This window comes from Rhizobium sp. CC-YZS058, from assembly GCF_034720595.1.
Classification (GTDB): domain Bacteria; phylum Pseudomonadota; class Alphaproteobacteria; order Rhizobiales; family Rhizobiaceae; genus Ferranicluibacter.
In genome coordinates, this window is the sequence record NZ_JAYESJ010000001.1 from 2,154,006 (window position 1) to 2,166,391 (window position 12,386).

Genomic DNA, 12,386 nt, shown 5'->3' on the forward strand with positions numbered 1-12,386 from the left:
GGCCCGTGGGTGCCACCGCGTGCGAGAGAAGGAGAATGAGGACCAGCCCGGCGATACCGGACAGAACGAGCGACAGGGGAGTACGGGACATGCGTCGGACCCTACAGGATGCAAACGGGATGCGTGTCGAGATAGGCGATAAACGACGAAAAGCAAAGACAAGAGAGGATCCCCGAGCCTGGTCGGCACCCGGCTGACCCTCAACACGCCTCTCCACCCGGAGCCGACCGCCCTTCCCACTCAAGCTCCGACGTCCAGGCTTGCACACACGAAAAAAGCCGGACGGTTTACCGCCCGGCTTCTCGTCGGTCTGCAATCGATCGATCAAGCGGCTTCGGCAGCAGCCTGCTCGTCGGCAACGCGGGCCTTGTCGGCGGCGCCCTTGGCGTCCACGTCACGGTCGACGAATTCGACGACGGCCACGGCGGCATTGTCGCCATAGCGGAAGCCGGCCTTCATGATGCGGATATAGCCGCCATTGCGGGTGGCGTAGCGCGTGGCGATCGTGTCGAACAGCTTGGCGACGACGGCGACGTCACGGATCTGGGCGATGGCCTGACGACGGGCGTGCAGGTCGCCGCGCTTGCCGAGCGTGACGAGCTTTTCGACGATCGGGCGGATTTCCTTGGCCTTCGGCAGGGTCGTGACGATCTGCTCGTGCTGGATCAGCGACGCCGCCATGTTGGCGAACATCGCCTTGCGGTGGCTGGCGGTCCGGTTCAGCTTGCGGCCGGCTTTACGATGGCGCATTGCTAGTCTCCTTTGGTGCAGGTGCCCCTCTGATGGGCCTGCCGTTTCCTGGCACATACAGGCACCATCCTCTTCGGGAGGGCCTGCTGTTTGACGGGGAAAGGCAAGTCACACCTGCCTTTTTTGTTTTTTAGTACTGGTCTTCGTAGCGCTTGGCGAGGTCTTCGATGTTCTCCGGCGGCCAGGCCGGCACTTCCATGCCGAGATGCAGGCCCATGGAGGCGAGGACTTCCTTGATCTCGTTCAGCGACTTGCGGCCGAAGTTCGGCGTGCGAAGCATTTCGGCTTCCGTCTTCTGGATGAGATCGCCAATGTAGACGATGTTGTCGTTCTTCAGGCAATTGGCCGAGCGAACCGAAAGTTCGAGTTCGTCCACCTTCTTGAGGAGCGCCGGGTTGAAGGCCAGTTCGGTGACGGCTTCCTCTTCGGTTTCCTTCTGCGGCTCGTCGAAGTTGACGAAAACGCCGAGCTGGTCCTGAAGGATGCGCGCCGCGAAGGCCACGGCGTCTTCACCGGTGACGGAGCCGTCGGTCTCGATGGTCATCGACAGCTTGTCATAGTCGAGAACCTGGCCTTCACGGGTGTTTTCCACCTTGTAGGAGACCTTCTTGACCGGCGAGTAGAGGCTGTCGACCGGAATGAGGCCGATCGGCGCGTCTTCCGAGCGGTTGCGCTCGGCCGGCACGTAGCCCTTGCCGTTGTTGACCGTGAACTCCATGCGGATCTCGGCGCCCTCGTCGAGCGTGCAGATCACGTGGTTGGGGTTCAAAATCTCGATGTCGCCGACCGTCTGGATGTCGCCGGCGGTGACGACGCCCGGACCCTGCTTGCGGACAACCATGCGCTTGGCATCGTCGCCGTCCATCTTGATCGCGATTTCCTTGATGTTCAGGACGATGTCGGTGACATCTTCGCGAACGCCGGGAATGGAGGAGAACTCGTGCAGAACGCCGTCGATCTGCACGGCGGTCACGGCCGCACCGCGCAGCGACGACAGCAGCACGCGACGCAGCGCATTGCCGAGTGTCAGACCGAAGCCACGCTCCAGCGGCTCCGCCACAAGGCTTACCTTGGTGCGGCCGGAAGACGTGAACTCGACCTTGTTCGGCTTGATCAATTCCTGCCAGTTTTTCTGAATCATAATTTTGCCTTCCGTTCGTTGCCACCATTCAATCGTGGCAACCGAGCCCTGAAGCGCCGGAGAGAGGGTTCAATCTCTCCGGAGACACGACGGTAAATCAGACGCGACGCTTCTTGCGCGGACGGCAGCCATTGTGCGGGATCGGCGTCACGTCACGGATGGAGGTGATCATGAAGCCGGCAGCCTGCAGAGCGCGCAGTGCCGATTCGCGACCGGAACCCGGACCGCAAACTTCGACTTCCAGCGTCTTCATGCCGTGTTCCTGCGCCTTCTTGGCAGCATCTTCAGCAGCGATCTGAGCGGCGAAGGGGGTCGACTTGCGCGAACCCTTGAAGCCCTTCGAACCGGCCGACGACCAGGCAATCGCATTGCCCTGCGCGTCGGTGATGGTGATCATGGTGTTGTTGAACGAGGAGTTCACGTGGGCAACGCCCGACGAGATATTCTTGCGTTCGCGACGGCGGACGCGTGTGGCTTCCTTGGCCATGGATTCCCTTTCGTTGATCTCTTCGCCGCCGTAATTCCAGCGGCTCCACCTTCGAAGCGAATAGTCAAAGGCGAATAGCGAATAGATCGAGCCTATCCGCTATTCGCCAATCGCTATTCGCTCAGAAATTACTTCTTCTTACCGGCGATCGCCTTGGCCGGACCCTTGCGGGTGCGGGCATTGGTGTGCGTGCGCTGGCCGCGAACCGGCAGCGAGCGACGATGACGCAGGCCGCGATAGCAGCCGAGGTCCATCAGGCGCTTGATGTTCATCGAGGTCTCGCGACGCAGGTCACCTTCGACCTGGTATTCGCGGTCGATGGCTTCGCGAATCTGCAGAACTTCTGCGTCGGTCAGCTGATGCACGCGGCGCTCGGCCGGGATGCCGACCTTCTCGACGATTTCCTGTGCGAATTTCGGTCCAATCCCGTGGATATAGGTCAGCGCGATTACAACGCGCTTTGCCGTCGGGATGTTGACGCCAGCGATACGTGCCACGTCCGTTCTCCTTGCTTCCAGTTGCCATCCGGCAATAGGTGCTTTGATGCAGCCTTAAATAGCCGTCCGTTTCAGTTGTCGGTTCGGAACACGTGAAAAAGATCGCGCCCGGACTTCCTCTCGAAATCCGCGCCGATCTCTGCATGTTGCGAGTTAGCGCGGTCTTTACGCGGAATCGGCCGGAAAAGTCAACTCCCGGCCGGGTCCTTTTTCCCGGGCAAGCCCCTGTATACAGGCACTTCGCCCCTGTTCGTCAAGCCTCCGCCGCAGCGGTGGCCAGGATGTCGCTGATCTGGCGCGTCACGGTTTCGACCGAGGCCATGCCATCGACGGTCCGCAGATCGCCGGTCGAGGCGTAGTGCTGGGACAGCGGCGCGGTCTTCTCGCGATACTCGACCAGACGCTTGCGCACCGATTCGGGGTTGTCGTCGGCGCGAACCTTGCCCCCGGCCGCCATCGTCTCGGCCACGCGATTCTCGATTCGCCGCACCAGAGCGGCTTCGTCGACCTTGAGCTCGATCACGGCATCGAGCTTCAGCCCCTTGCCTTCGAGCATGCGGCCGAGCGCCACGGCCTGCGGCACGGTGCGCGGATACCCGTCGAGGATGAAGCCTCGAGCGCAATCATCCATATCGATGCGCTCGGAAACGATCTCGTTGACGATCTCGTCCGACACGAGCCCGCCGGCATCCATGACCGCCTTGGCCCGCTTGCCGACATCGCTTCCTTCCGCGACAGCCGCTCTCAACATATCCCCGGTCGAGAGTTGCGGAATGCCGAACCGTTCGGTCAGCAGCTTCGCCTGGGTCCCTTTTCCGGCCCCCGGCGGCCCCAGAAATATCAGTCTCATCGTCCCCTCTTTCCTCCACGCAGCTTCGACTTCTTGATCAGCCCTTCATATTGCTGGGCGATCAGATGACCCTGGATCTGTGCTACCGTATCGAGCGTAACGCTGACAACGATCAACAGCGATGTACCACCAAGGTAGAATGGCACGCCGGTGCGAGCGATGAGGAACTCAGGCAGAATGCAGACGAAAATCAGGTAGATTGCGCCGACCACCGTGATGCGGGTGAGGACGTAATCGATATATTCCGCGGTCCGTTCGCCCGGCCGGATGCCGAGGATGAAGCCGCCATGCTTTTTCAGATTGTCGGCCGTGTCCTTCGGATTGAAGACGATGGCCGTGTAGAAGAAGGCGAAGAAGGCGATCAGCGCTGCATAGAGCACCATGTAAAGCGGCTGACCATGGGCGAGCGACCCGACGATCGCGGTCGCCCAGGACGGCAGGGTGGCGCTGTTGGCGAAACCGGCAATGGTGGCAGGCAGCAGGAGTAGCGAGGACGCGAAGATCGCCGGGATGACGCCGGCCGTGTTGAGCTTCAGCGGCAGGTGCGAGGTGTCGCCCTGGAACATGCGGTTGCCCACCTGGCGCTTCGGATACTGGATCAGAAGGCGGCGCTGGGCGCGCTCCACGAAGACGATCAGCGCGATGACGCCGACGACCATGACGATGATGGCGAGGATCAGCGGCGTCGACAGGGCGCCAGTGCGGCCGAGCTCGAGCGTACCGGCGAGCGCCGTCGGCAGATGGGCGACGATGCCGGCGAAGATGATCAGCGAGATACCGTTGCCGATGCCGCGCGAGGTGATCTGCTCACCGAGCCACATCAGGAACATCGTGCCGCCGAGCAGCGAGATGATGGTGGAAATGCGGAAGAACCAGCCAGGATCGGCCACCAGGTTCTGCCCGCTTTCAAGGCCCACGGCAATGCCATAGGCCTGCAGCAGGCCGAGCAGCACCGTTCCGTAGCGGGTGTACTGGTTGATGATCTTGCGGCCCTGCTCGCCTTCCTTCTTCAGCTGCTCGAGCGAGGGAACGACCGACGTCATGAGCTGAACGATGATGGAGGCGGAGATATAGGGCATGATGCCGAGCGCGAAGATCGCCATGCGCGACACGGCGCCGCCCGAGAACATGTTGAAGAGGCCGAGGATACCGCCGCTCTGCCCCTGGAAGGCCTGCGCGAAAGCTTCCGGATTCAAACCGGGCAGAGGGATATAGGTGCCGAGACGATAGACCAGCAGCGCGCCGAGCGTGAACCAGAGGCGCTTCTTCAGATCCTCCGCCTTGGCGAAGGTCGAGAAATTCAAATTGGAGGCGAGCTGTTCCGCTGCAGAAGCCATGCGATTCTCCGCGTAGCCAGTTCCGAACCCGCGGCGTCAGACCCGGCCGACTCCGGAAAAGCTTTCATTTCGTGGATGCAGTCTTTCCCAAATTCAAATCGGTTGAAAGGGAAAACATGCGTGACATCAAGTTTATGGGGGCGCTGTGTCGCATCCGTGACGCAATCGAGCCGATTCCCCCCGGCCCCTTCGCGATCCCGTCTGTCCGCCTGCCCTTCCCTATCCGGCCGGCTGGCGATCCGCCTCCTCCGGACATGAAAAACCGCCCGGTGCTTAACACTCCGGGCGGCTCATCTTCAAGGCTTATTCAGCGGCAGCAGCGGCGGCGAGCAGCTTGATCGAGCCACCGGCCTTTTCGATCTTCTCGACAGCCGACTTGGAGGCGCCAGCCACTTCAAGCGTCAGCTTGAAGGAGACATCGCCGTCGGCGAGGACGCGAACGCCATCCTTGACGCGGCGGATCACGCCGGCAGCCTTCAGCGCTGCGGCATCGACCGTCTGGCCAGCGTCGAGCTTGCCGGCTTCGATCGCCTTCTGAATACGGCCGAGCGAGACGACGACATAGTCCGAGGCGAAGATGTTGGTGAAGCCGCGCTTCGGCAGACGACGGTAGATGGGCATCTGACCGCCTTCGAAGCCGTTGATGGCAACGCCCGAGCGCGCCTTCTGGCCCTTCACACCGCGGCCGGCCGTCTTGCCGGAGCCGGAGCCGATACCGCGACCCAGACGCTTGCGCGAATGGGTGGCGCCTTCATTATCCTTGATTTCGTTCAGCTTCATGATCTGATCTCCCTCACTTCTCGTCGATAACGCGAACGAGGTGCTGGACGGACCGGATCATGCCGCGAACGGACGGGGTGTCCTCGAGCGTGCGAACCCGGTGCATCTTGTTGAGACCCAGGCCGATCAGCGTGGCGCGCTGGACGGCGGGGCGGCGGATGGGGCTGCCGATCTGCTCGACAGTGACCGTCTTACCGGTGTTTTCCGACTTAGCCATCGATCGGGTCTCCCTTATTCTTCGGAGGACACGCCGGCGGACTCGCGACGAGCCTGCAGGGTGGCGTATTTGAGACCGCGCTGGGCAGCGATGTCCTTCGGGTGCATCTGGTTCTTCAGAGCGTCGAAGGTGGCGCGGATCATGTTGTAGGGGTTCGAGGACCCGGTCGACTTGGCGACGACGTCGTGCATGCCGAGGGTTTCGAAAACGGCGCGCATCGGACCGCCGGCGATGATGCCGGTACCGGCCTTGGCCGAACGCAGCAGGACCTTGCCGGCGCCGTGGCGGCCATGCACGTCATGATGCAGGGTGCGGCCGGAGCGCAGCGGAACGAAGATCAGTTCGCGCTTGGCGGCTTCGGTGGCCTTGCGGATGGCTTCCGGCACTTCGCGTGCCTTGCCGTGGCCGAAGCCGACGCGGCCCTTCTGGTCGCCGACGACGACGAGAGCAGCAAAGCCGAAACGACGGCCGCCCTTCACCACCTTGGCGACGCGGTTGATGGCGACGAGCTTGTCGACGAATTCGCTGTCGCGCTCCTCGCGGTTCTGGCGATCCTCGCGAGAACCTCTTCTTTCTTGTGCCATTGTCCTTTTCCTTTTTCTTTTCCGGGTGCAATCGGCAGATTGACTGGATGCCGCCCTTGTTGCCCCTCGCTGGAGGCAGGCGGCGCGACCAAGGCATGGCTCGGCCCGGACAAGCCGGGCCGAACGAACCTTAGAAGTTCAGGCCACCCTCGCGGGCAGCGTCGGCAAGCGCCTTGATGCGGCCGTGATAGATGAAGGCGCCACGGTCGAAGACCACGTCCTTTACGCCGGCCTGAGAGGCGCGTTCGGCAAGGAGCTTGCCAACCGCAGCGGCGGCTGCGGTGTCGGCACCCGTCTTCAGATCGCCGCGCAGACCCGTGTCGAGCGTGGAGGCGGACGCAAGCGTGCGGCCGGCCACGTCATCGATGACCTGAGCGTAGATGTTCTTCGACGAGCGATGAACCGACAGGCGCGGACGACCGTTGGCGACCGCCTTGAGCTGACGACGCACGCGGGTGGCGCGACGTACAAGAGTATCTTTCCTGCTAGCCATTTCGCGTGATCCTTACTTCTTCTTGCCTTCTTTGCGGACGATCCGCTCTTCCGCATACTTGACGCCCTTGCCCTTGTAGGGCTCAGGACCGCGATATTCGCGGATCTCGGCAGCGACCTGGCCGACCTGCTGCTTGTTGATGCCGGAGACGATGATTTCCGTCGGCTTCGGGACAGCGATCGTGATGCCCTGCGGCGTCTGATAGACGACGTCGTGGCTGAAACCGAGCGCCAGCTGCAGGTTCTTGCCCTGCATGGACGCACGATAACCGACGCCGTTGATTTCGAGCTTGCGCTCGTAACCGTCCTTGACGCCCTTGAAGAGGTTTTCGATCATCGTGCGGGACATGCCCCACTTCGACCGAGCATCCTTCGTCTGGCCGACCGGCTGGACGACAACGGCGTTGTCTTCCAGCTTCACGGAGACTTCGTCATTGGCGACGAAGACGAGTTCGCCCTTCGGGCCCTTCGCGGTGACCTTCTGTCCTTCGACAGATGCGGTGACGCCGGCCGGAACCTGAACGGGTTTTTTACCGATACGAGACATTGTTCAACCTGTCTGTTCGTTATGGAGATTCCTGATCCGTCTTAGAATACGGAGCAGAGAACCTCGCCGCCAACGTTCTGTTCGCGTGCCTGGTGATCAGCCATCACACCCTTCGGGGTCGAAAGGATGGTGATGCCGAGACCGTTCGCGACCTGCGGAATGGACTTGACCGAGACATAGACCCGGCGGCCCGGCTTGGAGACGCGGCCGATCTCGCGGATCACGGACGCACCTTCATAGTACTTGAGCTCGATGGAGAGCTCGGTCTTGCCGTTGTCGAATTCGACTTCGGAATAGCCGCGGATGTAGCCTTCGGCCTGGAGAACGTCGAGCACGCGCGCGCGCAGCTTGGAGGCCGGCGTCGTGACGCTGGACTTGCGGCGGGCAGCACCGTTGCGGATACGGGTGAGCATATCGCCCAAGGGATCAGTCATAGTCATGTGCCCGTCTCCTTACCAGCTCGACTTCACGATGCCCGGAACCCGGCCGAAGTTGCCGAGTTCGCGCAGCGCGATACGGGACATCTTGAGCTTCCGGTAATAGGCGCGCGGACGGCCGGTGACTTCGCAACGGTTGCGAATGCGGGTCTTCGACCCGTCACGCGGCAGGCTTGCCAGCTTCAGAGTTGCCTGGAACCGCTCTTCGATCGGAAGAGACTGGTTCATGATGATTGCCTTCAGCTCGGCACGCTTGCCGGCCTGCTGGGCAACCGTCTTGCGGCGGCGCTTGTTCTTTTCGACTGCGCTCGTTTTCGCCATGAAACGTAATCCTTCTGCTTGTCGTTACGGCTTACTGGCGAAACGGGAAGTTGAATTCCGTGAGCAGAGCCCGCGCTTCCTCGTCCGTCTTTGCCGTCGTGCAAACGATGATGTCCATGCCCCACATCTGATCAACCTTGTCGTAGTTGATCTCGGGGAACACGATGTGCTCCTTGATGCCCATGGCGAAGTTGCCACGGCCGTCGAAGGACTTCGGATTCAAGCCCCGGAAGTCGCGAACGCGCGGCAGAGCGATGTTCACGAGACGGTCCAGGAACTCATACATGCGGGCGCCGCGAAGGGTGACCTTTGCGCCGATCGGCATGCCTTCGCGCAGCTTGAAGCCGGCGATGGAGGTGCGGGCACGGGTGATGACCGGCTTCTGGCCGGCGATCGCTGCAAGATCGGCCGCCGCAACGGTCGGCTTCTTGCTGTCGCCGGTGGATTCGCCGACGCCCATGTTGATGACGATCTTTTCGAGCTTCGGGATCTGCATCTCGTTGGCGTAGGAGAACTTCTCCTTGATCGCCGCGCGGATCCGCTCGTTGTATTCCTTCTTGAGCCGCGGCTCGTAGGTCTTGGCGTCAGACATCGATCACTTCTCCCGAACGCTTGGCCACGCGGACCTTCTTGTCGCCTTCGATCCGGAAACCGACGCGGGTCGGCTTGCCGTCCTTGTCGGCGATCGCGATGTTGGACAGGTGGATCGGCGCTTCCTTGGTGATGATGCCGGCTTCCTGGCTCTGGGTCTGGCGCTGGTGGCGCTTGACCAGATTGATGCCGCGCACGACCGCGCGATCTTCCTTCGGCATGACCTGGACAACTTCGCCGGTGCGGCCCTTGTCCTTGCCGGCGAGTACGACGACCTTGTCGCCCTTGCGAATCTTGTTCATCTCTCGTCGCTCCCTTACAGTACTTCCGGAGCCAGCGAGATGATCTTCATGTGGTTCTTGGCGCGAAGTTCGCGCGGAACCGGTCCGAAGATGCGGGTGCCGATCGGCTCTTTCTTGTTGTCGATAAGAACGGCTGCGTTGTTATCGAAGCGGATGACGCTGCCGTCGGCGCGGCGGATGTCCTTGGCGGTGCGAACGACGACCGCCTTCATCACGTCGCCCTTCTTCACGCGGCCGCGCGGAATAGCTTCCTTGATCGACACGACGATCACGTCGCCGACCGAAGCATATTTGCGCTTGGAGCCGCCCAGCACCTTGATGCACATGACACGACGTGCGCCGGAATTATCCGCCACGTCGAGGTTTGTTTGCATCTGAATCATGTCAGGTCGCCTTCTTGTTGAACCGGACCGGTTGGAGCGCTGCGCCTTGCGGCAGGGCTCCCCTGTTCCAGCTATGAAAAATCACCTGCGCCGCAGCGCCCTCCCCTCACCGAGGAGAAGGTCCTCTTCGACACAGTGCCTTGTTTTGGCATTTCCCGTCCGGGCGGTGAACGCCAGGCAGACGGCATGCGACAGCGCGGGATGGTTTTGCCAGGGTGGTTTCCTGAAACCAGGACCTTCCGTGCGCTCAAAGCAAAAGAACGCCCGTCCCTCCGAGCGTTCCGTGGCTGCTTCATACAGGATTCGGCGCCGGGCGCAAGGCCCAACGCGTCATCTCAGGCGTCTTTACGCCTCGGCAGAGGTCGTGACGACCGTCCAGCGCTTGTCCTTGGAGATCGGAGCGCATTCCTGGATGGAAACGACATCGCCGACCTTGAACTGGTTGGCTTCGTCATGCGCCTTGTACTTCTTGGAACGGCGGACGGTCTTCTGGAGCAGCGGGTGTGCGAATCGGCGCTCGACGCGAACGACGATGGTCTTGTCGTTCTTGTCGGAAACAACCGTGCCCTGCAGAATGCGTTTCGGCATTGTTCTTGGTCCTTAGGCCTTGGCTTCTGCCGCCTTCTGGCGGGCAATGGTTTTGATGCGCGCGATGTCCTTGCGGACTTCGTTGATGCGCGACGACTTCTCAAGCTGGCCGGTCGCCTTCTGGAAGCGCAGGTTGAACTGCTCCTTCTTCAGCTTGGCAAGCTCGTCGTTGAGCTGATCGGCGCTGAGCGCCCGAACGTCACTGGCTTTCATCTCGGTCTCCTTACTCCGCAATGCGCTGAACGAAGCGCGTCTTGACGGAGAGCTTGGCCGCGCCGAGGCGAAGAGCTTCGCGAGCAAGTTCTTCGCTCACGCCGTCGATTTCGAACATCATGCGGCCGGGCTTGACCTTGCAGGCCCAGTATTCGACCGAACCCTTACCCTTACCCATGCGGACTTCGGTCGGCTTCGCAGTGACCGGAACGTCCGGGAACACGCGGATCCAGACGCGGCCGGCACGCTTCATATGACGCGTGATCGCGCGGCGGGCCGCCTCGATCTCGCGTGCATTGACGCGGTTGGGCTCCAGCGACTTCAGGCCGAATTCGCCGAATGCGAGATCGAAGCCGCCCTTGGCCACACCCTTGATGCGGCCCTTGAACTGCTTGCGATATTTCGTACGCTTTGGCTGCAACATTTTTTTACTTCTCCGATATTGGCTGCCAAACGCGACTGTTACGCGTTTTCACGACGACGGTCGCGATCGCGGTCACCGCGTTCGCGGCTGCCCGGACCCTGACTGTCATTCTCGCTCGCGCGACGCTCCGAAGCCATCGGATCATGCTCGAGGATTTCGCCCTTGAAGATCCAGACCTTGATGCCGCAGATCCCGAAGGCGGTTTCGGCTTCGGCAACGCCGTAGTCGATGTCGGCCCGCAGCGTGTGCAGCGGAACGCGGCCTTCGCGGTACCATTCGGTCCGGGCGATTTCTGCACCGCCGAGACGGCCGGCGCAGGTGATCTTGATGCCTTCGGCGCCGAGACGCATGGCCGACTGGACCGAACGCTTCATGGCGCGGCGGAACGCCACGCGGCGCTCGAGCTGCTGGGCGATCGACTGGGCGACGAGCGTCGCGTCCACTTCCGGCTTACGCACTTCAACGATGTTGAGGTGCGTTTCGGAATTGGTCATCTCGGAAAGCTTGCGACGCAGCTTTTCGATGTCCGCGCCCTTCTTGCCGATGATGAGGCCCGGGCGAGCCGAGTGGATCGTCACGCGGCACTTCTTGTGCGGGCGCTCGATGACCACCTTGGAGATGCCGGCCTGCTTCAGTTCGGCCATCAGATACTTGCGGATCTTCAGGTCTTCGTGGAGCAGCTGACCATATTCGGCATTGTCCGCGAACCAGCGGCTGTCCCAGGTCCGGTTGATGCCGAGACGGAAACCGATCGGATTAATCTTCTGGCCCATTATGCGGCCTCCCCTTTGGCTTCCACTTCACGAACGACGATCGTCAGGTGGGCGAACGGCTTTTCGATGCGCGACGCGCGGCCGCGGCCACGCGCGTGGAAACGCTTCATGGTGATCGACTTGCCGACGAACGCTTCCGCGACGACGAGTGCGTCGACGTCGAGGTCGTGGTTGTTTTCGGCGTTCGCGATCGCCGATTCAAGCGTCTTCTTGACGGTGCCGGCGATGCGCTTGCGGGAGAATTCCAGCTCAGCGAGGGCGCGATCAACCTTCTTGCCGCGGATCATCGCGGCAACCAGGTTCAGCTTCTGCGGGCTGACGCGGATCGTGCGGGCGACGGCCTGCGCCTCGTTATCCGCCAGGCGGCGTGCGGCTTTAGCCTTGGCCATCGTTACTTCCTCTTCGCCTTCTTGTCCGCACCGTGACCGTAATAGGTCCGGGTCGGAGAGAATTCACCGAACTTGTGACCGACCATGTCTTCGTTGACGCTGACCGGAACATGCTTCGAGCCATTGTAGACACCGAAGGTCAGGCCGACGAACTGCGGCAGGATCGTGGAGCGACGGCTCCAGATCTTGATCACTTCATTGCGGCCGCCTTCGCGCACCTTCTCAGCCTTCTTGAGAAGATAGCCGTCGACGAACGGACCTTTCCAAACTGAACGAGCCATTT

Annotated in this window: 22 protein-coding genes; all 22 read right to left on the bottom strand. The window is 61.6% G+C overall.

From position 1 onward, the window contains the following. Nucleotides 1-324 precede the first annotated feature (324 nt). The 22 genes from rplQ to rpsS all read right to left on the bottom strand — a co-directional run bounded on the left by rplQ (nucleotide 325) and on the right by rpsS (nucleotide 12,384). Nucleotides 325-750, bottom strand: a complete 426-nt coding sequence (gene rplQ, locus U8330_RS10300; RefSeq protein WP_323105184.1) for a 50S ribosomal protein L17 — start codon at nucleotides 748-750, stop codon at nucleotides 325-327. Between the two features lie 130 nt (nucleotides 751-880). Next, the gene (locus U8330_RS10305; protein ID WP_323105185.1) at nucleotides 881-1,891 is read right to left on the bottom strand and encodes a DNA-directed RNA polymerase subunit alpha; all 1,011 of its coding nucleotides are present in this window, start codon (nucleotides 1,889-1,891) and stop codon (nucleotides 881-883) included. A gap of 97 nt (nucleotides 1,892-1,988) precedes the next feature. After that, nucleotides 1,989-2,378: a 30S ribosomal protein S11 gene (gene rpsK / locus U8330_RS10310; protein ID WP_323105186.1), complete on the bottom strand. Its 390-nt coding sequence runs from the start codon at nucleotides 2,376-2,378 to the stop codon at nucleotides 1,989-1,991. A gap of 128 nt (nucleotides 2,379-2,506) precedes the next feature. Then, complete coding sequence (gene rpsM / locus U8330_RS10315) at nucleotides 2,507-2,875, bottom strand: 30S ribosomal protein S13 (RefSeq protein ID WP_062468258.1); 369 nt, start codon at nucleotides 2,873-2,875, stop codon at nucleotides 2,507-2,509. Nucleotides 2,876-3,128: 253 nt separating this feature from the next. Further along, on the bottom strand, nucleotides 3,129-3,725 hold the full coding sequence (locus tag U8330_RS10320; RefSeq protein ID WP_323105188.1) for an adenylate kinase: 597 nt from the start codon (nucleotides 3,723-3,725) through the stop codon (nucleotides 3,129-3,131). Next, nucleotides 3,722-5,062 carry a preprotein translocase subunit SecY gene (secY, locus tag U8330_RS10325; protein WP_323105189.1) on the bottom strand — a complete coding sequence of 447 codons (1,341 nt, stop codon included), beginning with the start codon at nucleotides 5,060-5,062 and terminating at the stop codon, nucleotides 3,722-3,724. The genes U8330_RS10320 and secY overlap by 4 nt, the downstream gene beginning before the upstream one ends. Nucleotides 5,063-5,365: 303 nt before the next feature. Next, the gene (gene rplO / locus U8330_RS10330) at nucleotides 5,366-5,842 is read right to left on the bottom strand and encodes a 50S ribosomal protein L15 (RefSeq protein WP_323105190.1); all 477 of its coding nucleotides are present in this window, start codon (nucleotides 5,840-5,842) and stop codon (nucleotides 5,366-5,368) included. Nucleotides 5,843-5,855: 13 nt separating this feature from the next. Next, nucleotides 5,856-6,059: a 50S ribosomal protein L30 gene (gene rpmD, locus U8330_RS10335; RefSeq protein ID WP_323105191.1), complete on the bottom strand. Its 204-nt coding sequence runs from the start codon at nucleotides 6,057-6,059 to the stop codon at nucleotides 5,856-5,858. A gap of 14 nt (nucleotides 6,060-6,073) precedes the next feature. Then, nucleotides 6,074-6,643 carry a 30S ribosomal protein S5 gene (gene rpsE / locus U8330_RS10340; RefSeq protein WP_323105192.1) on the bottom strand — a complete coding sequence of 190 codons (570 nt, stop codon included), beginning with the start codon at nucleotides 6,641-6,643 and terminating at the stop codon, nucleotides 6,074-6,076. A gap of 130 nt (nucleotides 6,644-6,773) precedes the next feature. Beyond that, entirely contained in the window at nucleotides 6,774-7,136 is a 363-nt protein-coding gene (gene rplR / locus U8330_RS10345; RefSeq protein WP_323105193.1) for a 50S ribosomal protein L18, read from the bottom strand. Nucleotides 7,137-7,148: 12 nt separating this feature from the next. Then, complete coding sequence (rplF, locus tag U8330_RS10350) at nucleotides 7,149-7,682, bottom strand: 50S ribosomal protein L6 (RefSeq protein ID WP_323105194.1); 534 nt, start codon at nucleotides 7,680-7,682, stop codon at nucleotides 7,149-7,151. A gap of 41 nt (nucleotides 7,683-7,723) precedes the next feature. Then, nucleotides 7,724-8,122 carry a 30S ribosomal protein S8 gene (rpsH, locus tag U8330_RS10355; protein ID WP_323105195.1) on the bottom strand — a complete coding sequence of 133 codons (399 nt, stop codon included), beginning with the start codon at nucleotides 8,120-8,122 and terminating at the stop codon, nucleotides 7,724-7,726. 12 nt (nucleotides 8,123-8,134) lie between these two features. Next, complete coding sequence (gene rpsN, locus U8330_RS10360; RefSeq protein WP_323105196.1) at nucleotides 8,135-8,440, bottom strand: 30S ribosomal protein S14; 306 nt, start codon at nucleotides 8,438-8,440, stop codon at nucleotides 8,135-8,137. A 31-nt stretch (nucleotides 8,441-8,471) separates the two neighbouring features. Continuing rightward, the gene (rplE, locus tag U8330_RS10365) at nucleotides 8,472-9,032 is read right to left on the bottom strand and encodes a 50S ribosomal protein L5 (protein ID WP_323105197.1); all 561 of its coding nucleotides are present in this window, start codon (nucleotides 9,030-9,032) and stop codon (nucleotides 8,472-8,474) included. Then, a complete protein-coding gene (rplX, locus tag U8330_RS10370; RefSeq protein WP_323105198.1) occupies nucleotides 9,025-9,333 on the bottom strand; it encodes a 50S ribosomal protein L24 in 309 nt (102 codons plus the stop codon). Before rplX ends, rplE begins: the two co-directional genes overlap by 8 nt. A 14-nt stretch (nucleotides 9,334-9,347) precedes the next feature. Further along, the gene (rplN, locus tag U8330_RS10375; RefSeq protein ID WP_029620133.1) at nucleotides 9,348-9,716 is read right to left on the bottom strand and encodes a 50S ribosomal protein L14; all 369 of its coding nucleotides are present in this window, start codon (nucleotides 9,714-9,716) and stop codon (nucleotides 9,348-9,350) included. 345 nt (nucleotides 9,717-10,061) lie between these two features. Then, nucleotides 10,062-10,304 carry a 30S ribosomal protein S17 gene (rpsQ, locus tag U8330_RS10380; RefSeq protein WP_323105199.1) on the bottom strand — a complete coding sequence of 81 codons (243 nt, stop codon included), beginning with the start codon at nucleotides 10,302-10,304 and terminating at the stop codon, nucleotides 10,062-10,064. 12 nt (nucleotides 10,305-10,316) lie between these two features. Then, on the bottom strand, nucleotides 10,317-10,517 hold the full coding sequence (rpmC, locus tag U8330_RS10385) for a 50S ribosomal protein L29 (protein WP_323105200.1): 201 nt from the start codon (nucleotides 10,515-10,517) through the stop codon (nucleotides 10,317-10,319). Between the two features lie 10 nt (nucleotides 10,518-10,527). Beyond that, entirely contained in the window at nucleotides 10,528-10,941 is a 414-nt protein-coding gene (rplP, locus tag U8330_RS10390) for a 50S ribosomal protein L16 (protein ID WP_323105201.1), read from the bottom strand. Between the two features lie 38 nt (nucleotides 10,942-10,979). Continuing rightward, complete coding sequence (gene rpsC / locus U8330_RS10395) at nucleotides 10,980-11,714, bottom strand: 30S ribosomal protein S3 (RefSeq protein WP_323105202.1); 735 nt, start codon at nucleotides 11,712-11,714, stop codon at nucleotides 10,980-10,982. Continuing rightward, nucleotides 11,714-12,103: a 50S ribosomal protein L22 gene (gene rplV / locus U8330_RS10400; RefSeq protein ID WP_323105203.1), complete on the bottom strand. Its 390-nt coding sequence runs from the start codon at nucleotides 12,101-12,103 to the stop codon at nucleotides 11,714-11,716. The genes rpsC and rplV overlap by 1 nt, the downstream gene beginning before the upstream one ends. Nucleotides 12,104-12,105: 2 nt before the next feature. Further along, complete coding sequence (gene rpsS / locus U8330_RS10405; RefSeq protein WP_075627127.1) at nucleotides 12,106-12,384, bottom strand: 30S ribosomal protein S19; 279 nt, start codon at nucleotides 12,382-12,384, stop codon at nucleotides 12,106-12,108. Nucleotides 12,385-12,386 lie beyond the last annotated feature (2 nt).

What these genes read in the sequence shown, in the direction of transcription:
- secY (WP_323105189.1), bottom strand. Translation starts at nt 5,062, where the DNA reads ATGGCTTCTGCAGCGGAACAGCTCGCCTCCAATTTGAATTTCTCGACC.
- U8330_RS10320 (WP_323105188.1), bottom strand. Translation starts at nt 3,725, where the DNA reads ATGAGACTGATATTTCTGGGGCCGCCGGGGGCCGGAAAAGGGACCCAG.
- rpmC (WP_323105200.1), bottom strand. Translation starts at nt 10,517, where the DNA reads ATGAAAGCCAGTGACGTTCGGGCGCTCAGCGCCGATCAGCTCAACGAC.
- rpsK (WP_323105186.1), bottom strand. Translation starts at nt 2,378, where the DNA reads ATGGCCAAGGAAGCCACACGCGTCCGCCGTCGCGAACGCAAGAATATC.
- rplF (WP_323105194.1), bottom strand. Translation starts at nt 7,682, where the DNA reads ATGTCTCGTATCGGTAAAAAACCCGTTCAGGTTCCGGCCGGCGTCACC.
- rplV (WP_323105203.1), bottom strand. Translation starts at nt 12,103, where the DNA reads ATGGCCAAGGCTAAAGCCGCACGCCGCCTGGCGGATAACGAGGCGCAG.
- rplE (WP_323105197.1), bottom strand. Translation starts at nt 9,032, where the DNA reads ATGTCTGACGCCAAGACCTACGAGCCGCGGCTCAAGAAGGAATACAAC.
- rpsQ (WP_323105199.1), bottom strand. Translation starts at nt 10,304, where the DNA reads ATGCCGAAACGCATTCTGCAGGGCACGGTTGTTTCCGACAAGAACGAC.
- rplP (WP_323105201.1), bottom strand. Translation starts at nt 10,941, where the DNA reads ATGTTGCAGCCAAAGCGTACGAAATATCGCAAGCAGTTCAAGGGCCGC.
- U8330_RS10305 (WP_323105185.1), bottom strand. Translation starts at nt 1,891, where the DNA reads ATGATTCAGAAAAACTGGCAGGAATTGATCAAGCCGAACAAGGTCGAG.
- rpmD (WP_323105191.1), bottom strand. Translation starts at nt 6,059, where the DNA reads ATGGCTAAGTCGGAAAACACCGGTAAGACGGTCACTGTCGAGCAGATC.
- rpsH (WP_323105195.1), bottom strand. Translation starts at nt 8,122, where the DNA reads ATGACTATGACTGATCCCTTGGGCGATATGCTCACCCGTATCCGCAAC.
- rpsE (WP_323105192.1), bottom strand. Translation starts at nt 6,643, where the DNA reads ATGGCACAAGAAAGAAGAGGTTCTCGCGAGGATCGCCAGAACCGCGAG.
- rplO (WP_323105190.1), bottom strand. Translation starts at nt 5,842, where the DNA reads ATGAAGCTGAACGAAATCAAGGATAATGAAGGCGCCACCCATTCGCGC.
- rpsN (WP_323105196.1), bottom strand. Translation starts at nt 8,440, where the DNA reads ATGGCGAAAACGAGCGCAGTCGAAAAGAACAAGCGCCGCCGCAAGACG.
- rplX (WP_323105198.1), bottom strand. Translation starts at nt 9,333, where the DNA reads ATGAACAAGATTCGCAAGGGCGACAAGGTCGTCGTACTCGCCGGCAAG.
- rplQ (WP_323105184.1), bottom strand. Translation starts at nt 750, where the DNA reads ATGCGCCATCGTAAAGCCGGCCGCAAGCTGAACCGGACCGCCAGCCAC.
- rplR (WP_323105193.1), bottom strand. Translation starts at nt 7,136, where the DNA reads ATGGCTAGCAGGAAAGATACTCTTGTACGTCGCGCCACCCGCGTGCGT.
- rpsS (WP_075627127.1), bottom strand. Translation starts at nt 12,384, where the DNA reads ATGGCTCGTTCAGTTTGGAAAGGTCCGTTCGTCGACGGCTATCTTCTC.
- rplN (WP_029620133.1), bottom strand. Translation starts at nt 9,716, where the DNA reads ATGATTCAGATGCAAACAAACCTCGACGTGGCGGATAATTCCGGCGCA.
- rpsC (WP_323105202.1), bottom strand. Translation starts at nt 11,714, where the DNA reads ATGGGCCAGAAGATTAATCCGATCGGTTTCCGTCTCGGCATCAACCGG.